Here is a 20317-nt window from a genome sequence, read left to right as displayed (position 1 = left end):
ATGCGCAGCGTCGAGGACCTGGTCCGCGCCGAGGCCGCGGGCCGGCGGCTGAAGTACGTCTACTTCTGGGGACACGAGCCGCGCCGCGACGGTCGCATCGGCCCCTCGTGCCTGAGCCAGTGGTGGCCGGCCGAGTTCACCGCCGACGGGCTCGTCTTCCCCACCGCCGAGCATTTCATGATGCACCGCAAGGCGTTGCTGTTCGGTGACGAGGAGGCCGCCGCGCGCATCCTGCGTGCCCGGCACCCCAACGAGGCCAAGACCCTCGGCCGCGAGGTGCGGGGCTACGACGACGATGTGTGGGCCGCCAACCGGTTCGACGCCGTTGTCGCCGGCAACCTGGCCAAGTTCGGGCAGCATGCCCTGCTGGGCCGGTATCTGCTCGGCACCAGCGACCGGGTGCTGGTCGAGGCCTCGCCGCTGGACCGGGTCTGGGGCATCGGCCTGTCCGCCGACGACGAGCGGGCCGAGTCGCCGGCCACCTGGCTGGGCGCCAACCTGCTGGGCTTCGTGCTCATGGCTGTCCGGGAGCAGCTGGTCGGCGCCAGCCTCATCGGTGGCCGGGAGCAGCGCGCCATCACCATCGTCGACCACGACCCCGCCTGGTCCGCCCGCTTTCGGGCCGAGCGGGACCGCATCCGCAAAGCCTTGGGCGACAACGCGATCCGTATCGACCACGTCGGCTCCACCGCCGTGCCCGGCCTCGCCGCCAAGCCCATCGTCGACGTCCAGGTCAGCGTGGCCGACGCCGACAAGGAGGACACCTACCTGCCTCAGCTCGAAGCCGCCGGCTACCACCTCCGGGTGCGCCAGCCCGACCACCGCATGGTCCGCACCGCGGCGCTAGACGTGCACGTGCACATCTGTCCCGCCGGCGGCAAGTGGGAACGCGACCATCTGCTGTTCGTCGACTGGCTCCGGGCCACCCCCGCCGACCGCGACGCCTACGAGCGGCTCAAGCGGGAGCTCGCCACCCGGGAGTGGTTCGACATGAACCAGTACGCCGAGGCCAAGGGCGACCTCATCGACCAGATCCTCGGCCGGGCCCGGGAATGGGCCGACCGCACCGGTTGGACCGTCGAACGCCCACGCTGACCGCCCCGGCACACCGCGGTGCCGGACGGCGGGGCGGAGGTCAGTCGCCGGCGCGGGAGGACAGGCCGGTCCACACCGCCGTCATCAGCAGGTCGGTGGCGCGCTCCGGGGTGATCTCGGGGCGGCGTTCGCACCACTGGGCCAGCCGCTCGCAGGAGCCGACCAGGATCTCGGCGGCGGCCTCCAGCTCGACGGGATCGACGCCGGGCAGGGACAGGGCCATCCAGCCGATCATCAGGTCGGTCTGCTGGCGCCGGATCGCCTCGATCTCCTCGACGGCGGAGGGCACGGTGACGGCGGCCTCGTGGCGCAGCAGCCCGTAGGACTGCCGGCGCTCGGCGATGAACCGGAAGAAGGCCAGCAGGCCCAGCCGGAGCATGCCCTCGGCGCTGTCGGCGCCGATGACGGCCTGCTCGGTGGCCTCCCGCAGCTCGGTGCGGGCCTTGTCGATGCAGCCGACGAGCAGTCCCTCCTTGGAGCCGAAGTACTCGTACAGCATGGGCTTGGACACACCGACCCGCTCGGCGATCTCGTCCATGGAGGCGGCCAGGTAGCCCCGTTCGGCGAAGACCTCCTCGGCCACCGCCAGCATCTGGGCCTTGCGGGCCGCCCTGGGCATCCGCCTGCGTCGGCCGGTGTCGGCTGCGCTCGTCACGAGAGTGAGTCTACCCAAGGTAACCTACTCGTAGTAACCTACTTGCCGGTAAAGGTCGACGGAAGGATTCGGGACATGGGCGGGCAGGACACCAGCGTCGTCATCATCGGCACCGGGTTCTCCGGGCTCGGCATGGCCATCCAGCTCAAGCAGGCCGGCCGGCGCGACTTCGTCATCCTGGAGAAGGCCGAGGACGTCGGCGGCACCTGGCGGGACAACACCTACCCGGGCTGTGCCTGCGACATCCCCTCCCACCTGTACTCCTTCTCGTACGAGCAGAACCCGGAGTGGAGCCGGCTCTACGCGGGCCAGCGGGAGATCTGGGACTACCTGCGGATCGTCGCCGACAAGCACGGGCTGCGCGAGCACATCCGGTTCGGCGTGAAGGTCGTCGGCGCGGTCTTCGACGACGACACCAAGCTCTGGACGGTGCGGACCGAGTCGGGCGACACCTACACCGCCGGCGCCGTGGTGGCCGGCATCGGGGCGCTGCACATCCCGTCCATTCCCGACCTGCCCGGCATCGAGCGGTTCCAGGGCGAGACCTTCCACTCCGCGCAGTGGAACCACGACTACGACCTGACCGGCAAGCGGGTCGCCGTGATCGGCACCGGGGCCAGCGCTATCCAGTTCGTGCCGGAGATCGCCAAGCAGGTCGAGCACCTCACGGTGTTCCAGCGCACGCCGGCGTGGGTGATGCCGAAGGGCGACCGACCGGTCAGCAAGATCGAGAAGACCCTCTTCCGCAACCTGCCCCTCACCCAGTGGCTGCGGCGGACCGCCCTGTTCTGGGCCCTGGACGCGCGGGCGCTGGCGTTCACGTTCAACCCGAAGCTGATGGCCTTCGCCTCCCAGCCCGTGCGCAAGCAGATCAACGAGCAGGTGCACGACCCGGAGCTGCGCCGCAAGCTCACGCCCGACTACACCATGGGCTGCAAGCGGGTGCTGATCTCCAACGACTACTACGCCACCTTCAACCGTCCCAACGTCGAGCTGGTCACCGACGGCATCACCGAGGTCCGCGAGCACTCCGTCGTCACCGCCGACGGTGTCGAGCACGAGGTCGACGCCATCATCTACGGCACCGGCTTCCACGTCACCGACGCCTTCGACTACCTGGACATCAAGGGCCGCAACGGCGTCGACCTGACCAGCCAGTGGCGGGAGAAGGGCCTGGAGACCTATCTCGGCATCGGCGTCTCCGGCTTCCCGAACCTGTTCTTCCTGCTCGGCCCCAACACCGGTCTCGGCCACAACTCCGTGGTGCTGATGATCGAGGCCCAGAGCCGCTACGTGCTGGAGTGCCTGCGGCTGCTCGACTCCCACCGCGCCGCCGCCATGGACGTGCGGCCCGTCCCGCAGCGCAAGTTCAACCTGGAGATCCAGCGCAAGCTGCGCAAGGGCGTGTGGAGCGTCGGCGGCTGCAAGAGCTGGTACCTCGACTCCGCCGGCGTCAACCGCACCGTCTGGCCCGGCTTCGTCTGGCAGTACAAGGTGCGAACCCGCAAGGTCGAGCTCGCCGACTACGAGCTGCTGGCCGCGACCCGCACCCCGACCGCGGTCGGCTGACGGGGGCGACGGGCAGGCGCGAGCGGGCCTGGCGAGGAGCCGGGAGGCGGACTTCGGGGTGTCGGTCTCCCACGAAGCCGGCCGCGGTGGGGTCCGCGGCCGGCTTCTCGCGTGGTGGGACACGCGGGTCCTGGCCGGCGAAGGGCACCGGGCAGGGCGTCCGGACGGCCATGCGCGTCGTGCTTGCCTCTCCACGCCACGTGCGGACCGCAGGTGACGAACGGGGGCGGCGGGGAGGGCGCGCTGGGCCAGGGGTGGTGCAGGGTGGGGACCGGTCGCCGGGGAGAGGGCGACCGGGGTCAGTGGGTCATGAGCTGCCGGAGCCTCGACATCAAATCCACGGTGTCGACGCCGCAGAGCTCGGCGAGCTGCCGCAGGGCGGGCAGGTCGAGCTGCACCTCGGAGGTGCGGGCGCCGGCGACGCGGAGGCGGTCGCGGGCCCAGCGGCGCAGGGGCAGCAGCTCGGGCTGGCCGTCCTCGACGACGCGGGACAGCTCGAGACGGATGTGGTCGCCGCCGGGGGTGTCGGTGAAGATCCGGCCGTGCACCCGGGCCAGCAGGTCGTGGGGCGTGGCGTCGAGGGCAAGGCAGATCTCGGCCAGCCGGACCACCGAGCACTGTCTGGTGCCCAGTTCGTAGGTGGCCAGCGTCTGCAGCGAGACCTCGGTCTGCAACTTCCCCTGCAGCACCTTCCTGGTCCAGCCGCGTTGCTTGCGCAGCTTGCGTAGCTCGTCGCCGAGCACGCGCTGGTATGTCATCGGGTCGATCCGCACGTTGATGAGAGCGCGCACGGAGCGGTTCATTACGCGGGTTTCGCGAGAACTTTTCGGACGAGGGTCTCACCCGAACGGGGCAGGGGAGGCCGGGTGGGGGCCACCGGGGCCGGAAGTGGCCGGTCGGCTACCAGTGGGTGTCCGGCCGGTTGGCGGGCTTGTCCCCGGCGGTGCGTGGGTTACGCTGGACGGCGATGCCATTCAACTTTTTCACCCCAACGCACCTGGTCATCATCCTGTTGGTGATCGTGGTGCTGTTCGGCGCGAAGAAACTGCCGTCCGCCGCTCGCGGCATCGGCCAGTCGTTGCGGATCTTCAAGGCTGAGATGGGGGCCAAGGACGGCCAGGCCGAGGAAACTCCGGCCCAGCCCGCCCCGCCCCAGCAGCTGACCCAGACCCCGCAGCAGCCCAGCGCCACGCAGCACACCACGCACCAGCAGGGCAACGTCCAGTCCTGAGCCTGCCCCGACTAGCCCGAAGCTAGTTGACGCAGGTGACGCCGTCCGCCGTGATCGGCGCGTCGGAATTGGTGGTCGGAGCGGCCTTCAAGGCCGCCCCGTTGAGCGAGAGGCCACCACCAGCGGCCCAGCCCTGGGCCCCGGGTCCGCGGTAGTCGCTGCCCAGGTAGACCTCGACATGGCCGTCGGCCAGGCTGGGCTCCTGGGACACGGTGACGCCGTCGCCCAGGTCGTGCGCGACCTTCTGCGCGTCGGCCTGCGCGTGCGGGCCGGAGCCGTAGGTGACCAGGGTGGAGGTCCGCGCCATGGTGTTGCTGGTCTCGCCCTGCCCGTAGCCCTTGGACACCAGCTGGCTCATGGTCCGCGCGGCCAGGCCGACGGTGCTGGTCCCGTTGAACACGTCCACGGTGATCGCCGGCGGCGCCGGGGTGGTGGTGGTCGGGGCGGTCAGGCTCCGCACGAAGTCCTGGACCCGGAACGGGTCGACCTGCACGGCGTCGCCGTCCTCGGGCGTCTGATACGAGATGTTCTTGATCGGGATGGTGCTGAACTGGGTGCTGCCGCCGGTCAGCCCGCGCAGCTGCTGGGCGAAGCTGACCAGGTTCCAGCCCTGGTCCAGCACCACCGACTTCTTGATCGCGTCGGCCAGCGCGGCCAGCTTGTCCGGATCGGCCAGGGTGCCGGCGGACAGCACCTTCTGCGCCATGCCGGCCATGAACGCCTGCTGCCGGCGGATCCGGTCCAGGTCGCCCTCGGGCAGCCCGTGCCGCTGCCGCACGAACGACAGCGCGGCGGCCCCGGACACGCTCTGCTCCCCGGCCTGGAAGTGCGCGCCGGAGAAGGTGTCGTCGACGGCGTTCTTCAGGCACACCTGCACGCCGCCGATGGCCTGGGTGATGTCGTAGAACCCGGCCAGGTTGATCTGCGCGTAGTGGTCGATGGTGACGCCGGTCAGGTCCTGCACGGTTCGGATGGCGGTCTTGGCGCCCTCCTGGTTGGACTGCACGTCCAGCTGCGCGCCGGACAGGCCCTGCTGCCGCAGGCTCGGCAGCACGGCGTTCTTGCCCCAGGCGAACGCCGAGTTGATCTTGTGGGTGCCGTGGCCGCCGGCGATGTCCACGTACGAGTCGCGCGGGATGGAGATCGCGGTCGCCCGGTTCCCGCCGTTGGGGATGTGCACCAGGATCATCGTGTCGGTGTTGGACTCGCCGTCGTCGCCGCCGGCGTGCAGCTGGGCCAGCAGGTCGGGGGACAGGGGGTTGCCCTGCGCGTCGGTCCGGCTGTCCATGCCGACCAGCAGGATGTCCTCGGAGCCGTCGGCCGGCGACTCGGTGCTGGTGCCCGACTCGATGACGTCGGCCGTGGTCAGCCCGCTGTTGATCTGCTGCAGCTGGGTCCAGCCGAACCAGGTCAGCACCAGCGTGAGCGTCGAGGCCAGGGCCACCGCGATCTTGGCGTTGCGCAGGCCGTTGCTCGGCCGGTACGGCCGCCGATACGGCCGGCGGTAGGAGCTCCCGTGGCGATACCGGTTGTCCAACACCTGCCCCTTCCCGCATGACGGGGCCGCACGGCGTTCCCCGTCACCAGGACGTGACATGCCGGGAGCAGGTTGCCGATCGGCCCGCACCGGTTTCTATACCCGGTCACGGCGATCGGCTACCGCTGACACCCGGTGCGCAGCGTTAACACCCGATGTAGCTACTCCCATTCCCATCGTAGGCCGTACAGACCAGCGGGGATGTCGACCAGGGCCACGTGCACGCTGCCGTTGGGCTCGATGCGCTGCTCGGACTCCTCGCGGCGGTTGCGCCGGCCGGCGGCCTGCTGCTTGGCCTGCGGCTGCCACACGGGGTAGCAGCGCGCCGGCACGGCGTTGGGGTGGAACACGACCTGGAGCACGCACTCCCGGGTCGGCTGGCGGAAGCCCAGGGTCAGCTCGGTGGTGCGCACCTTCGGGTTGACGCCGCTGATCTCGTACTCGGCCAGGTACGTCTCGCCGATGGTGAGCTTGCGGTGGAACAGCAGCTCGGCGGCGGTGACGTCCTCCTCGGCGTCGTACACGGTGCGGCCGAGCACGCAGTTGACGCCGGCGGTGAACACCGGGCTGCCGGCCTCGGGGTCGTCGCCGACGTTCATCACCAGCATCCGGTCGGCCCCGTCGGCCCGGGCCCGCAGCACCCGGCGCACGGCCATCCGGTAGCCGCGGCCGTCCTCGTCCAGGTAGAGGTCCTGGTGGTGGCTGAGGGTCTCCAGCCGCTGGTTGGTCTCCGGGTCGAGGGTGTCGGAGAGGATCTCGACGGTCCGCTCGCTGTGCCCGAGCTCGGTGTACGGCACGGAGCCGGGCACGTGGTTGGCCCAGCGGCCCCGCGGCCGGGCCGGCCCGAGCAGGCTGATCAGCGAGCCGGACGGCAGCCCGAGCACGGTGTCCAGGCTGCGCACGGTCTCCAGCGAGCTGGCCCGCTCGGGCCGGCTGCGGCCCCGCTGCCAGTAGCTCAGGCTGGCCACGCTGACCTCGTGGCCGCGGGCCTGCAACCGGCGCTGCACGGTCTCCAGGCTCAGCCCGCTGGCCGCGATGGCGGCCTGCAACGCCAGGTGGAACGGCCCTCTGCGCAGTACCTCGCCCAGCTCCTCCTCGTGCTCCGGTCCGGCTCCGAGGTCAAGGGCTGCGGCGAAGGTGCGGGTCACGCGGGTACCTCCAAGCTGCGACGGTCCGTGCGCGGACGTGGCGGGTCATTCCCCCCGTTGGTTCATCTGCCAACGTCGGACTGGTCTATTTTAGGGGCGCTGAGTGATCGATACCACTCGAAGGAGTGCAAGTGGCCCTGTCCCGCCGCACCATGGTCGCGATCCTCACCGTAGGTCCGTTGTCGCTGGTCAGCGTGGGCGCACCCGCGCTCGCGCAGCCGACGCCGGCGTTCTCGCCGCTGGTGGCGAGCGTCGTGCCCGGACTCGACCGCGCGGTGAGAACCGGCCAGTTACCCGGCGCCGAGCGGCTGTCCGTGGCGGTCAGCCTCAAGCTGCGTAATCAGTCCGAACTGGACGGACTGCTCGCCGACCAGGCCGCCGGCCGCGCCAAGCACGTTACGCCGCAACAGTTTCGGGATCGTTTCGGACCGACCCAGGCCGATGTGAACCGGGTCACCGACTACCTGCGGTCGCGGGGCCTGACGGTCACCGGGGTGAGCGCGAACCGGCTGGCGGTGGACGCCACCGGCACGGCCGACCAGCTCGGCGCCGCCTTCAACACCTCGCTGGCCCGCTGGCACGACGCGGGCCTGGGTCGGGACTTCACCGCCGCCGACGCCACGCCCAAGGTGCCGACCTCGCTGGCCTCGCTGGTCAGCGGCGTGACCGGGCTGGACGAGCACTACCTGCCCCAGCGGCGGGACGCCGAGGTGGCCGGCCCCAAGGTCGGCAGCGGCCCCGGCGGCGGCTACACGCCGACCGAGCTGCGGTCGGCGTACGGGCTGAACTCCTTCGACACCGGCGCCGGCCAGACCCTGGCGCTGTTCGAGTACGGCAAGTTCGACCAGGCCAACATCGACACCTACGACCACCAGTACAACCTGCCGACCACGCCGCCGACGGTGAAGAACATCGACGGCGGCAACACCGACGCCGGCTCGGCGCAGGCCGAGGTGGAGCTGGACATCGAGGTGGCGCACGCGATCGCGCCCAAGGCCAACCTGGTCGTCTACACCGCGCCCAACACCACCTCGGCCGAGGTGGACATGTGGAACGCGATGGTCGCCGACAACGTGCCGGTGGCGTCGTCGAGCTGGGGCCTGTGCGAGTACGACCGCAGCCTCGCCTCGATGCAGGCGGTGGACGCGGTGGCCAAGCAGGCGGCCGCCCAGGGCATGACGTTCTTCGCGCCGGCCGGCGACGCGGGGGCCTACGACTGCGAGCGGGACGCCAACACCCAGCACGCGGCCGACCTGGCCGTGGACTTCCCCGGCTCGGACCCGAACGTGACCAGCGTCGGCGGCACCACGCTGACCCTGAACGCGGACGGCACCCGCGCCTCGGAGACGACGTGGAACCAGGGCGGCGGCTGGGCCGGCGGCGGCGGGCAGTCGACGGTGTTCGACAAGCCGTCCTGGCAGGGCACGGGCGGCAAGCGGCAGGTGCCGGACGTGTCGGCGGCGGCGGCCGGCGGCGAGTACTCCGTCTACATCCAGGGCGCGTGGGGCCGCAACGGCGGCACCAGCGCGGCGGCTCCGCTGTGGGCGTCCTACCTGACGCTGATCAACCAGCGGGCCGGCGTCCTGGGCAAGCTGGTGGTCGGCCAGCTGAACCCGAAGCTGTACGCACTGGGCGGTGCGGATGTCAACGACGTGACAGTCGGGGACAACCGCTTCTATAAGGCGGCTGCGGGCTACGACATGGCCAGCGGCTGGGGCACCCCCAACGGCATCACGCTGGGTGACGCGCTGCTGGGCTGAGCGACCCTCATCGTTATCTGTCTGTGGCGCACGGCGGAGGCCGTGCGCCACAGACGTTCACGGGGCGACAAGATCAGACGTCGACGTCGAGGATGTCGGGCCCGTCCTCGCGGGCGAACTCCAGCTTGCCCAGGTCCTGCCGGGCGATCGAGGTGTTGCCGTCGATGTGCAGCGCCGCGGAGTTCTCGGCCGTGCCGTAGCCCTTGGCGTCCACCGTCCAGCTGCTGACGGAGCGCTTGGTCTTGCCGTCCTTGGACACCGCGTACAGGGTGCAGTCCAGCGGGCCCTTGACGCCGGTCAGGTCGAACGACACCCCGGTGCCGTGGTCGTCGCCGGTCAGGCCGATCTTGGCGCTCACCGGGCCGTTGCTGGCCTGGATGGTCTCGGCCGGGCCGCTGCTGAAGGCGCCGGTCAGGCCGAGCGTGAGCAGCGGGCCGCCGACGATCAGCACGGCCGCCGCAGCCGCGGCCAGCAGGCCGGTGCGCTTGCGGCGCCGCCGGGCGTCGGCGATGTTCACCATCACGCCCTGCAGCACGTTGTCCTCGGGCCGCGGTGGCGCGGGCAGCTGCGGCGCCGGGCGGAAGTCGGACAGGTCGGGCAGGCCGCTCATCGGCGGCCGGGGGCCGTGCCGGGGGCCGCTCGGCGGGGCGGGCGGGCCGCTGGGGAACGGGCCGGCGTTGCCCAGCATCGGTGGGGGAGTGCTCAGGCCCTGGCCCGGGTTGAGGCTGCCGTGGGTGGGCCCGGTCAGGTCGTCGCCGAGCAGGTCGGCCAGCAGGCCGCTGCCGCGGACCTGGTCCAGCAGCGAGGGCAGGCCGGACAGCTCGTTCAGCTCGGCCTGGCAGCGCGGGCACGTGGCCAGGTGGCGCTCGAAGGCCGCGTTCTCCGACTCGTCCAGCGCACCCAGCACGTAGGCCGCGACGTCCACGTGGTCGGTCGGCGATGTCATGTGGTCATCCCCCGATCCTGCAGGGCTCGCCGCAGGGCCCGCAGTGCGTAGTACACCCGGCTCTTCACCGTGCCCGGTGGCACCCCCAGGACCTCGGCGGCCTCGTTCACCGTCCGGTCCTTGAGGTATGTCTGGAGGATAGCCTCGCGGTGCTCGGGGGACAGGCTGCGCAGCGCCTCGGCCACCACCATGGCCGACAGGGCCTTGTCGGTGCCGTCGGGCACGGCCACCAGTTCCAGCGGCCCGGCCTCGGTCTCCGGCGGCCGCGCGCCCTTGCTGCGCCGGCCGTCGATCACGATCCGGCGGGCGACGGTGAACAGCCACGCCCGTAACAGCCCGGGGGCGTCGTCGAGCTTGTCCGCGTTGCGCCAGGCCCGGAACAGCGTCTCCTGGACGACGTCCTCGGCCCACTGCTGGTCGCCACCGGTCAGCCGGAGCACGTGGCCGAACAGCGCGCCGCGGTGTTCCTGGTAGAGCGCGGTGACCAGCGTCGAGTCCCCGCCGGCGGCGTTGGCCGCCACGGGCTGGTCGCGTCTGGTCATCCGGTACCGCACCACGGGAGACATCTTGATGCCACGAACGTGTTTGCGGAAGTGCACTCTACGTAGCAATTGGTCACGGTCAACTGTGAATGTGAGCGGTTGCACCCACAAGTGAGCCGAATCCGAGCGCGCTGAGTACTTAGTGGCGACCCCGCATCCCGCTCGAAAGGACGACACCGTGCACCTGCGCCACAGGCGTCGTGGTCGGCTGACGGCCGTCGCCGCGCTGGGCCTGCTGCCGCTCGCGTTCACATCCGCGTGCGGGACCGGCTCGCAGGCGGCCACCGCGGCCGAGGCCGTCGCCACCCCGGTGTACACCTCCGACGCCGACGCACCGGCCAACAACGCCGCGCTCAGCGTGGCCAACTCGGCCCTCGGCCGGATCGTCGTGGACGACCAGGGGTTCACGCTCTACGTGTACGCGCACGACTCGGCGTCGCCGTCCAAGGCGACCTGCGACGGGGAGTGCGCGCTGACCTGGGAGCCGGTGTCGGCCAAGGACGGCGCGGTCGCCGTCGAGGGCGTCGGCCAGGGCCTGGTCGGCGAGGTCACGCGGACGGACGGCACCAAGCAGATGACGCTGGGCGGCTGGCCGCTCTACCGGTACGACCCTGACCAGAAGCCCGGTGACACCACCGGGCAGGGCCAGGGCGGGTTGTGGTTCGCCATCGGACCCGACGGCAAGAAGGTGGCGGCCACGTCATGATCACCAGGGTCCTCGCGCTGCTCGCGGCCACCGTGCTCGCCATGATGTCCCCGATCATGGCGGCGGTGGCGCATGCGGCGGCGCCGGGCGACCAGGGTGCGCAGAGCGTCAGCCAGAGCGACCAGGACGTGCTGACGACGGTCATGCAGTCGGGGATGTGGGAGATCGCCGCCGGCGGCATGGCCCGCAACCAGGCGTCGGCGGCCGCGGTCCGCACCGTGGCCGCCACCCTGGTGACCGACGACACGGCCCTCAACCAGCAGGCGGCCCAGGCCGCCGAGCAGCTGGGCGTGCAGCTGCCGGGCCAGCCCGACAACGACCAGCAGGGCTGGCTGGCCCAGCTGCACGACGAGGCGGGCGCGACGTTCGACCACGACTACGTGAACCTGGTGCGCCAGGCGAGCGGAAAGGTGTTCACGGCAGTCGCCGCGGCGCGTGCGGGGACGAAGAACGATCTGATCAAGCAGTTCGCTCAGGGCGCGGTCAACACGGTCATGAAGCACATGACCGTGTTGGAGGGCACCAAGTTGGTGGACTCCTCCGCGCTGTCCGATCCGGCCCTTCCTCAGACGACCGATCAGAACCCGGCCGGCTCCCAGGCCGCCCAGGGCGCTGGCGCCACCCCGACGACGGCGCCCACGGTCCAGCAGTCCACGACCACGACAACCGTCGTCGACGACCGGCCCTCCCCGGCCGTCGTGCTCGTCGGCGTGCTGCTCATCGGCGCGTTGGCCTGGGGCACCGTGATGATCATCCGCAGGGTCGTCAACTCCGCATGACGAGGTGAGAATTCAGTGCTAGGAAAACTCAGGACGCCCTGGTCGCGCGGTACGCGGCTGACCGCGGTGATCGGCGGCCTCGTGTTGGCCGCCGGATCGGCCGTGGGCATCGGTGTCGCCGCGGGCATGGGCGACTCGTTCGCCGCCACCGGCGGTGACTCGCCCGAGATGGCCAGCGTCCAGGCCCTGCTGGCGAAGGCGCCCAAGCCCGGCTCGAACAAGATCGGCCCGTTCGCCAACGACTTCATCGACATCAAGAAGGTCCAGCCCAACCGCAACGCCAACGCCGGCGGCGCGAGCGGCACCTTCACCGAGGACTGCGGCACCAACCAGAACAACCACCACAACTCCGACAACTTCATCGTCACGCCCGGCGTCGACCACGGCGCCCTGCACGTGCACGACTACGTCGGCAACCGGACCACCACGGCCCGCTCCAACGACCGCAGCCTGGCCGCCGGCGGCACGACCTGCGCCAACGGCGACAAGTCGGCGTTCTTCTGGCCGGTCATCCGGATCAAGCAGGAGCCCAACGGCAAGACCAACAACCAGCCGGGGCCGGACGCGGGCAACATCGGCCGGCTGGTCGAGCCCAACCAGGTGACGATCAAGTTCACCAGCGGCGGCGCCAACAAGGTGACCCCGACGCCGCAGTTCCTGCGGGCCATCATGGGTGACGCCAAGGAGGTCACCAACGGCCCGACCAACGCCAAGGCCACCTGGACCTGCACCGGCTTCGAGAACCGGATCACCAACAAGTACCCGGTGTGCCCCGGCAACAGCGCCGTCGAGCGGATCATGCAGTTCCCGAACTGCTGGGACGGCAAGAACACCGACTCGGCCAACCACCGCACGCACATCGTGTTCGCCAAGGGCAACGGGCAGTGCCCGAGGGGCACCAAGGCGGTGCCGCAGCTGGAGTACGACCTGGTCTACAACTCGGTGCCCAACGGCTCGGTGTTCGCGGTGGACGGCTTCGACGGCCAGCTGCACAGTCCGGCCACCGACCACGCCGACTGGGAGAACGTGATGAGCGCCCAGCAGGAGAACGGCGTGGTCAGCTGCATCAACAACGGCCAGCAGTGCGTCAACCAGCCCCAGGGCGGCGGCAACAACGGCGGTGGCGGCAACAACGGTGGCGGTGGCAACAACGGTGGCGGTGGCAAGAACGGGGGCGGCAACAACGGCCAGCCCGCGTCCAACCAGAGTGTGACCTGCCCCGACGTGCGGTCCCAGATGCCGGCCATCCCGGCCTCGGTGCAGTCGTCGGTCAACCAGGACCTGGACCAGATGGACAACTTCCTCAACGACGCCAACAACCGGATGCAGGCGGCCGGCAGCCAGGCGACGCAGGACTTCGTCAACAACTCCATCCTGGCCCCGCTGCAGAACAACCGGCAGTTCCTGATCAACCAGATCCTCAACCTGTTCAACCAGGCCCGGGCCCCGCAGCCGCAGGGCAACCTGGTGTCGATGGCGCCCTGCTCGATGACCGGCAGCTGATCGCCGCGAGCTGATCGCCGCGAACTGATCATCTCTGCGGGCGCCGCGCCCGACATGCGGCCAGCGGCCCGGCGCCCACCCTGCGAACGCCCCACCCGACAGCCAGTCGGGTGGGGCGTTCGCTGTTTTACGTCTATTTCTGCCAGGAGTGAACGTCGAGTAAACCGGTGGGCAACTTCCGCAAGGCTTCCGGTGAACGCGACAGGAAAGTGATAAGGGATTACCTGAGAGAACCCTCAGATACGCCAAGATCAACTTTCATTTCGAAACCTGATCGTGACCTCAATTCGATGTGATCCGCATCACACTCGATAGTGTGGCGCGCCACGCTGTCGATCCTGTCGGTGGGCTGTCGGTCGGGCAGTACGGTGCCGCTGACCGGGGATTCGCTCGCGCGCTCCCTGGCCGAGGGGGCCGCCACCTGCGGGGGGTGGTGTTCGGCTCCGGCGGTCCGGGGGTTTTCCCCACCCCTAAACCAGGGGTGTCCCCCATGGACCCGTGTGTGCGGATGAGGTGAGAATCGACGCCGTGAGCGACCAGGCGGCTGGGGGCCGAACCAGGGACAGGCGTCGGACGTGGGCGCTGCTCGCGATCGTCAGCTTTGTCGCCGCGCTGCTGCCGATGGTGTACCTGCACCTGGAGTCGAGCGGACAGCTCAATCCGATCAGGCACACGATCAGCGACTATGTATTCGCCAAACAGGGGTCCAGGTATTTCGACACAAGTCTGGTCGCGTTGGCGGTGGGGTCCGTCGCGCTGATGGTCGGACTGGCCGGGGTAGGAATTGTTCGGGGAATCGTGCTGACCGTGCTGGTGTCCGTGTGGTGTGTGGGGCTCGTGGTCGCGCTGGTCTTTCCGACCGACCCGACGCCGGCGGTGTCCTCCATTTCCGGCACGGTGCACCGCTGGGCCGCGATCTTCTTCTTCCCGTGCCTGTCCGCGGCGGGATTCCTGCTGGCCAGGCGGTGTCAGCTGACCGTGGGGTGGGAGCGGTTCGCGCCGATCGTGTTGCGCCTGTCGATGGCCAGCACAATCGTGCTGGCCACATTCGCCGGTATTCAGCTGGCCATCAATGAGCCGGACATGCTGCCCTTTCTTGGCTTTATGAAGAATTACCTCGGCCTGGCCGAGCGTATACTCTTCGGTATCGACATGGCGCTGCTGTTCGTATTGGGCATGGCGTTGTGGCGGGGCGCGAGGCCGGCGGTGGAGCGCCACCAGGAGGCCGGCCTGGTCGAGGGTGGTGCCTGATGATCCCGCTCGCGATCGCACTGGCGGTGCTCGGGGCCTGCTGCAACGCCGTCTCGGCGAGGCTGCAGCACGGCGGCCTCAGCGAGAGCACCGACGAACGCGGCCTGCGGCTGGCCACCATGCTGCGGCTGGCCCGCCAGCCGCTGTGGCTGGCCGGCATCGCCATCGCCGCCGCCGGGGCCGGGCTGCACGCCACCGCCCTCGGGCTGGCCCCGTTGTCCGTGGTCCAGCCGATCGGCATCCTGGCGTTCGCGCTGACCACGGTGATGTCGGTGCGCATCGAGAAGCTCCACCTGGACCGGGTGGCCATCGGCGCGGTCGTGGCCAGCACCATCGGCACCATCGCGTTCGTGCTGCTCGCCGCCACCCAGGCCAAGGCCACCGTGGTCGCGCCGGACACCGAGATGCGGGCCACCGTGCTGGTGGTGGGCGTGGTCGGCGGCCTGGCCGCCATCGCCGCGCTGAACACCGGCGCGGTCCGCTGCCTGGGCTTCGCCACGGCGTCCGGCGTCAGCTTCGGCTACGTGTCCCTGCTGATGCGGGGCACGCTCCAACAACTCACCGAGGGCGGCCATCCCTTCCCGCTGCCCGAGGTCCTTGGCATCGCGGTCGGCATCGTGGTCGGCGGCTGGCTGGTCCAGCACGCCTACGCCAGCGGTCCGCCCGAGGTCGTCATCGGCTGCCTGACCGTGATCGACCCGTTGGTCGCCGTCGGGCTGGGCGTGGTGTTGCTCGGTGAAGCCACCGACACCTCCGTGCCAGTGGTCGCCGGAGCCCTGACCTGCGCTGTGGTCGCCGCCACCGGCGTGGTCGTGCTCACGCTGCGTCGACCGAAGTCAACACCGCCAGCTAATACAGTCGTCGACGGCGACCGGCAGCTTGTCGCGCCCGGGATGACGACCCAGCACTACGACGGGAGTACGAAATGACCTGGTCCCAGGTGCCCGATCGGCACGAGGCGGCCTCCGGACTGCGCATCGTGATCGGCGCCGAGACCTTCCCGCCGGACGTCAACGGGGCGGCTCGGTTCACGCACCGGCTCGCGGTCGGCCTCGCCTCCCGGGGCCACCAGGTGCACGTGATGTGCCCGGCCCCGAGCGGCCGGCCCTCTGTTGACGAGGTCGACGGAATCACGATTCACCGGCTGTCGGCGTTCCGCACGCCGTTCCACCCGTCGTTCCGGGTCGCCTGGCCGTGGAAGGCGCAGAAGGCGATGGCCCCGCTGCTGGCCGAGATCAAGCCGGACATCATCCACGTCCAGTCGCACTTCCTGCTCACCCGCGCGCTGATCTGGCAGGCCGAGCTGCTGCGGATCCCGCTGGTGGCGACCAACCACTTCATGCCCGAGAACATCCTCGGCCACATGCGGATGCCGATGCTGCTGCGCTCGCTGGCGTCCAAGGCGGCCTGGTGGGACCTCACCCGCAACTTCGGCAACGCCGGCGTGGTCACCGCGCCCACGCCGCGGGCCGTGCAGCTGCTCATGGACAACGGCCTGCCCCAGCAGGCGCGGGCCATCTCGTGCGGCATCGACCTGGACCGCTACCTGGACCGGCCGGTCTCGCCCGACGCCGAGCACCGCACCGTGCTGTTCGTCGGCCGCCTCGACGAGGAGAAGCGGGTCCACGAGCTGATCCGGGCCCTGCCGCTCATCCCGGCCGAGCTCAAGGTCCGGGCCGAGATCGTCGGCGACGGCAGCAAGCGGGAGGCCCTGGAGCAGCTCGCCGGCCAGCTCGGCATCGCCGACCGGGTCACGTTCCGCGGCTTCATCTCCGACGAGGAGCTGCTCGACGCCTACGCCTCGTGCGACGCCTTCTGCATGCCCGGCATCGCCGAGCTGCAGAGCCTGGCCACCATGGAGGCGATGGCCGCCGGCAAGCCCGTCGTCGCCGCCGACGCCATGGCCCTGCCCCACCTGGCCCGGCCCGGCCGCAACGGCTGGCTCTACCCGCCCGGCAACGTCCCCACCCTGGCCGCCCGCCTCACCCAGCTGTTCTCCGACGACGCCGAGCGCGAGCGCATGGGCAAGGAGAGCCTGGAGATCATCGGCACCCACGGCGTGAACACCACGCTGGCCACCTTCGAGGACGTCTACAAGGAGGCGATGGCCGAGTCCCGCCGGCTCACCCGTATCGCCGACCACCCCCGGGTGCCGGAGCAGGCCGGCGACTCCCCCCGGGAGCGCGCCGAGCGCACCGCCTGATCGGCGCGCCGACACACGCTTGGAAGGGGCTTTTCCTCTCGTTGAACGCGAGGAAGGGCCCCTTCACCACGTCGGGCCGACTACCCGAGGACCGTGCTGATTCGGACCTGGGCGCTGGCGGACACGGCGTAACCGGCGCAAAAGGGGCGTAACGCCGGAGTCGTGGCGATCTTGCGGGTGGTTGGGGTCGGTCGACCGGCGCGGCGCGGGGTGTCGGGATGGTAAACAGGTGCTGTGGCGGGGGAGCGCAAGAAGCGCCTGACGACCGGGTTCTGGCGGCTGCTGCAGGGCCGTGCGGTTGCTCGTGAGACGAGCAAGCTGCACGCCGTAGTGGCCGCTGCTGGCGCGCGCGAGGACGAGCTGCGGGAGCTGACCGACGAGCAGCTGACGCAGGCGGCGGAGAAGCTGCGCAAGGACGACCGCAGCGACTACGACGACAAGGACCTCGCGCAGCTGCTGGCCCTCGGCCGGGAGGCGGCCCGCCGCACGCTCAGGGAGCGGCCGTTCGACGTGCAGCTGACGACCACGGGCTGGATGCTCAAGGGCCGAGTGGTGGAGCTGCCCACGGGTGAGGGCAAGACCCTGGCCGGCGCGATCACGGCGGCGGGGTACGCGCTGCACGGCTGGCCGGTGCACGTGGTGTCGGTGAACGACTACCTGGCCCGCCGCGACGCGGAGTGGATGGGCCCGCTGTACGGGCTGCTGGGCGTCACGGTGAACTGGATCAGCGGCGCCTGCGACCCGGACCGCCGCCGCGAGGCCTACGCGGCCGACGTGACCTACGCGTCGGTGAGTGAGATCGGCTTCGACGAGCTGCGCGACCACACGGCGACGAAGGTCGAGGACCTGGTGTCGCCGGAGCCGGGCGTGGCCCTGGTCGACGAGGCGGACTCGGTGCTGGTGGACGAGGCCCGGGTGCCGCTGGTGCTGGCCGGCGCGGCGGCGGCCGGCGAGCCGGACCGGGAGCTGCCGGACGTGGTGCGCCTGCTGCGCGCGGGCATGCACTACGAGATCGACGACGAGCAGCGCAACGTCTACCTGACCGGCGCGGGCGCGGAAGCGGTGGAGCGCGCGCTGGGCGGCATCGACCTGTACTCGGCGGAGCACGTGGGCACGACGCTGCCGCGAGTGAACGTGGCGCTGCACGCGGAGGTGCTGCTGCGCCGCGACGTCGACTACATCGTGCGCGACGGCAAGGTCCAGCTGATCAACCCCTCCCGCGGCCGGGTGGCCCGGTTGCAGCGCTGGCCCGACGGCCTGCAGGCGGCGGTCGAGGCCAAGGAGGCGCTGGCGGCCAGCGAGACCGGCGAGGTGCTGGACACGATCACGGTCCAGGCCCTGCTCAAGCGCTACCCGAAGGTCTGCGGCATGACCGGCACCGCGCTGGCGGCGGCCGACCAGCTGCGCACCTTCTACGACCTCCAGGTGGCCGAGGTGCCGCCGAACGTGCCGTGCGTCCGCGTGGACGAGCCGGACCGCATCTACGACACGGTCATCGACAAGAACGCGGCGATCGTCGACGAGATCGTCAAGGCGCACGAGACCGGCCGCCCGGTGCTGATCGGCACCCAGGACGTGGCCGAGTCGGAGGCGTTCGCGGCCCGGCTGGCCGAGATGGACGTGCCCTGCGTGGTGCTCAACGCCAAGAACGACGCCGAGGAGGCGGCGATCGTCGCCGAGGCCGGCCAGTACGGCACGGTGACGGTCTCCACCCAGATGGCCGGCCGCGGCACGGACATCCGGCTCGGCGGCGCGGACGGCGCCGACCACGAGCGGGTGGCCGAGCTGGGCGGCCTGTACGTGATCGGCACCGGCCGGCACCACAGCTCGCGCCTCGACGACCAGCTGCGCGGGCGGGCCGGCCGGCAGGGCGACCCGGGCCGGTCGGTGTTCTTCGCCAGCTTCGGCGACGACATCGTCACCCAGTTCGCGGCCGAGGAGCCGGGCCCGGGCAAGATCGAGGACGGCGGCCGGGTCACCGACAAGCTGGCCCCGCACACCATCGCCCACGCCCAGCGGGTGGCCGAGGCTGAGAACCTCGAGGTGCACGCCAACACCTGGCGCTACAACCAGCTCTCCGCGCAGCACCGCAAGATCCTCGGCGAGCGCCGCGACCAGCTGCTGCGCACCGACCTGGCGGCGCGGGAGCTGAAGAAGTCCGCGCCGGACCGGTACCAGGAGGTGTTGGACAAGGTCGGCGAGGACGTCCTGGTCGACGCGGCCCGCCAGATCGCGCTGCTGCACCTGGACCGCGGCTGGGCCGAGCACCTGGCCATGCTGGCCGACCTGCGCGAGGGCATCCACCTGTGGGCGCTGTCCCGCGAGAGCCCGATCGCCGAGTACCACCGGGCGGCGATCCCGGCGTTCAACGCGCTGTTCCGGGTGGCCGGCGAGAAGACGGTCGAGACCTTCGAGACGGCCAAGATCACCGAGGACGGCGTGGACCTGTCCGGCGAGGGCCTGTCCCGGCCCACCGCGACCTGGACGTATCTGGTGCACGAGAACCCGTTCGGTTCGGACCTGGAGCGCAGCGTGCGGGGTGTGGGCCGGCTGCTGGGCGGCGGTTCGAGGCGGTAGCGTGCGCGCGGTGGACCTGACCACCGCCATCGAGCTCTACCGCAAGTACGCCGACGACCTGGCCGCCGTGCGCGAGCAGCAGCGTCGGCGGCTGCCCGGAATCCGAGCCCAGCTCGACGACATCGAGGCCGAGCTGACGTATCTGCGGCTGCGCGAGCTGCGGCCGGCGACCGTGGTGGAGATCGGGACCTTTCACGGCTGGTCCACCACCTGGCTGCTGAGTGCGTTGCGGGACAACGCCAAAGGGATTCAACACAGTGGACGCTTGCTGTCCTACGACGTGGTCGACCACGTGCTGAGGTCGGTGCCGGCCGACGAGCGCTGGACCTTCACCCAGGGTGACGTGAGGAAGGCTCAGCTGCCGGCGGAGATCGACTACCTGTTCCTGGACGCGGCCCACAGCGCGAGCTTTGCCCGGTGGTACATCGCCGAATTGTTCAGCCGGCTGAACAACACGCCGGTGAGTGTGCACGACGTGTTCCACGGCCGGCGGCCGATGCCGTTCAGTGAGGGCGCCGTATTGGTTCGTTGGCTGAACGAACGAAAAATCGACTTCTTCACGCCCTCGGCCAAACGGGCGCCGGAAACCTTTGCCGAGTTGCTTGCCGTGAAACGGGAACTGGGCCTCGACCAGCCGCTGCGGCCGAGTCGGGACAACCCGATGGTCTTCTTCGACCTGCCCCGATGAGACTGGGCCGATAAGACTGGGCCGGAAATAGCCGTCGGCGGGCGGGCCACCCCCAGTGGACCCGCCCGCCGACGACGGCACCGCGCCACTCAACTATGACGAACACGGCAGTGCGGCAACAGTGTTG

The 20317-nt window shown here is 70.5% G+C and carries 18 protein-coding genes; 12 read left to right on the top strand and 6 right to left on the bottom strand.

Annotation, left to right across the window (positions count from 1 at the left end):
* On the top strand, positions 1–1095 hold the full coding sequence (locus tag JJ691_RS53205; RefSeq protein WP_306291321.1) for an NADAR domain-containing protein: 1095 nt from the start codon (positions 1–3) through the stop codon (positions 1093–1095).
* A gap of 40 nt (positions 1096–1135) precedes the next feature.
* On the opposite strand, the gene JJ691_RS31060 is transcribed toward JJ691_RS53205, so the two are convergent.
* The gene (locus JJ691_RS31060) at positions 1136–1714 is read right to left on the bottom strand and encodes a TetR/AcrR family transcriptional regulator (protein WP_211771821.1); all 579 of its coding nucleotides are present in this window, start codon (positions 1712–1714) and stop codon (positions 1136–1138) included.
* 111 nt (positions 1715–1825) lie between these two features.
* On the opposite strand from JJ691_RS31060, the gene JJ691_RS31055 reads away from it, so the two are divergent.
* A complete protein-coding gene (locus JJ691_RS31055; protein WP_211763140.1) occupies positions 1826–3319 on the top strand; it encodes a flavin-containing monooxygenase in 1494 nt (497 codons plus the stop codon).
* Between the two features lie 299 nt (positions 3320–3618).
* On the opposite strand, the gene JJ691_RS31050 is transcribed toward JJ691_RS31055, so the two are convergent.
* Positions 3619–4092 carry a helix-turn-helix domain-containing protein gene (locus tag JJ691_RS31050; RefSeq protein WP_211771820.1) on the bottom strand — a complete coding sequence of 158 codons (474 nt, stop codon included), beginning with the start codon at positions 4090–4092 and terminating at the stop codon, positions 3619–3621.
* Between the two features lie 194 nt (positions 4093–4286).
* Here JJ691_RS31050 and tatA point away from each other — a divergent pair, with 194 nt between their 5' ends.
* Positions 4287–4550 carry a Sec-independent protein translocase subunit TatA gene (gene tatA / locus JJ691_RS31045; protein WP_211763139.1) on the top strand — a complete coding sequence of 88 codons (264 nt, stop codon included), beginning with the start codon at positions 4287–4289 and terminating at the stop codon, positions 4548–4550.
* A 22-nt stretch (positions 4551–4572) separates the two neighbouring features.
* Here the strand turns inward: tatA and JJ691_RS31040 are convergent, their stop codons facing one another.
* Together JJ691_RS31040 and JJ691_RS31035 are read right to left on the bottom strand one after the other, a co-directional pair.
* Entirely contained in the window at positions 4573–6090 is a 1518-nt protein-coding gene (locus JJ691_RS31040; RefSeq protein ID WP_249227127.1) for an LCP family protein, read from the bottom strand.
* Between the two features lie 158 nt (positions 6091–6248).
* On the bottom strand, positions 6249–7235 hold the full coding sequence (locus tag JJ691_RS31035; RefSeq protein WP_211763137.1) for a hypothetical protein: 987 nt from the start codon (positions 7233–7235) through the stop codon (positions 6249–6251).
* 131 nt (positions 7236–7366) lie between these two features.
* Between JJ691_RS31035 and JJ691_RS31030 the strand changes: the two genes are divergently transcribed.
* Complete coding sequence (locus tag JJ691_RS31030) at positions 7367–8995, top strand: S53 family peptidase (protein ID WP_211763136.1); 1629 nt, start codon at positions 7367–7369, stop codon at positions 8993–8995.
* 73 nt (positions 8996–9068) lie between these two features.
* On the opposite strand, the gene JJ691_RS31025 is transcribed toward JJ691_RS31030, so the two are convergent.
* Both JJ691_RS31025 and JJ691_RS31020 read right to left on the bottom strand, forming a co-directional pair.
* Positions 9069–9941 (bottom strand): anti-sigma factor family protein, encoded by an 873-nt coding sequence (locus tag JJ691_RS31025; RefSeq protein WP_211763135.1) that lies wholly within the window; start codon positions 9939–9941, stop codon positions 9069–9071.
* Entirely contained in the window at positions 9938–10483 is a 546-nt protein-coding gene (locus tag JJ691_RS31020) for a sigma-70 family RNA polymerase sigma factor (RefSeq protein WP_249227126.1), read from the bottom strand. Before JJ691_RS31020 ends, JJ691_RS31025 begins: the two co-directional genes overlap by 4 nt.
* A 178-nt stretch (positions 10484–10661) precedes the next feature.
* On the opposite strand from JJ691_RS31020, the gene JJ691_RS31015 reads away from it, so the two are divergent.
* The 8 genes from JJ691_RS31015 to JJ691_RS30980 all read left to right on the top strand — a co-directional run bounded on the left by JJ691_RS31015 (position 10662) and on the right by JJ691_RS30980 (position 20190).
* A complete protein-coding gene (locus JJ691_RS31015) occupies positions 10662–11189 on the top strand; it encodes a hypothetical protein (protein WP_249227125.1) in 528 nt (175 codons plus the stop codon).
* Positions 11186–11968, top strand: a complete 783-nt coding sequence (locus tag JJ691_RS31010; protein WP_211763133.1) for a DUF4142 domain-containing protein — start codon at positions 11186–11188, stop codon at positions 11966–11968. Before JJ691_RS31015 ends, JJ691_RS31010 begins: the two co-directional genes overlap by 4 nt.
* Positions 11969–11983: 15 nt before the next feature.
* Complete coding sequence (locus JJ691_RS31005) at positions 11984–13471, top strand: DUF1996 domain-containing protein (RefSeq protein WP_249227124.1); 1488 nt, start codon at positions 11984–11986, stop codon at positions 13469–13471.
* Between the two features lie 528 nt (positions 13472–13999).
* On the top strand, positions 14000–14722 hold the full coding sequence (locus JJ691_RS31000; protein ID WP_211763132.1) for a DUF998 domain-containing protein: 723 nt from the start codon (positions 14000–14002) through the stop codon (positions 14720–14722).
* Positions 14722–15651, top strand: coding sequence for a DMT family transporter (locus JJ691_RS53090; RefSeq protein WP_211763131.1), 930 nt, complete (start codon positions 14722–14724; stop codon positions 15649–15651). Before JJ691_RS31000 ends, JJ691_RS53090 begins: the two co-directional genes overlap by 1 nt.
* Entirely contained in the window at positions 15648–16925 is a 1278-nt protein-coding gene (locus JJ691_RS30990) for a glycosyltransferase (RefSeq protein WP_211763130.1), read from the top strand. Before JJ691_RS53090 ends, JJ691_RS30990 begins: the two co-directional genes overlap by 4 nt.
* A 234-nt stretch (positions 16926–17159) precedes the next feature.
* Positions 17160–19502 (top strand): accessory Sec system translocase SecA2, encoded by a 2343-nt coding sequence (gene secA2 / locus JJ691_RS30985; RefSeq protein ID WP_249227122.1) that lies wholly within the window; start codon positions 17160–17162, stop codon positions 19500–19502.
* A gap of 10 nt (positions 19503–19512) precedes the next feature.
* Positions 19513–20190: a class I SAM-dependent methyltransferase gene (locus JJ691_RS30980; RefSeq protein WP_211763129.1), complete on the top strand. Its 678-nt coding sequence runs from the start codon at positions 19513–19515 to the stop codon at positions 20188–20190.
* Positions 20191–20317: the final 127 nt, after the last annotated feature.

Origin of the sequence: Kutzneria sp. CA-103260 (genome assembly GCF_018263855.1) — a bacterium.
Lineage (GTDB): Bacteria > Actinomycetota > Actinomycetes > Mycobacteriales > Pseudonocardiaceae > Kutzneria.
The sequence above is the reverse complement of the archived record's forward strand: the minus strand, read 5'-3'. Positions and strand labels throughout refer to the sequence as shown.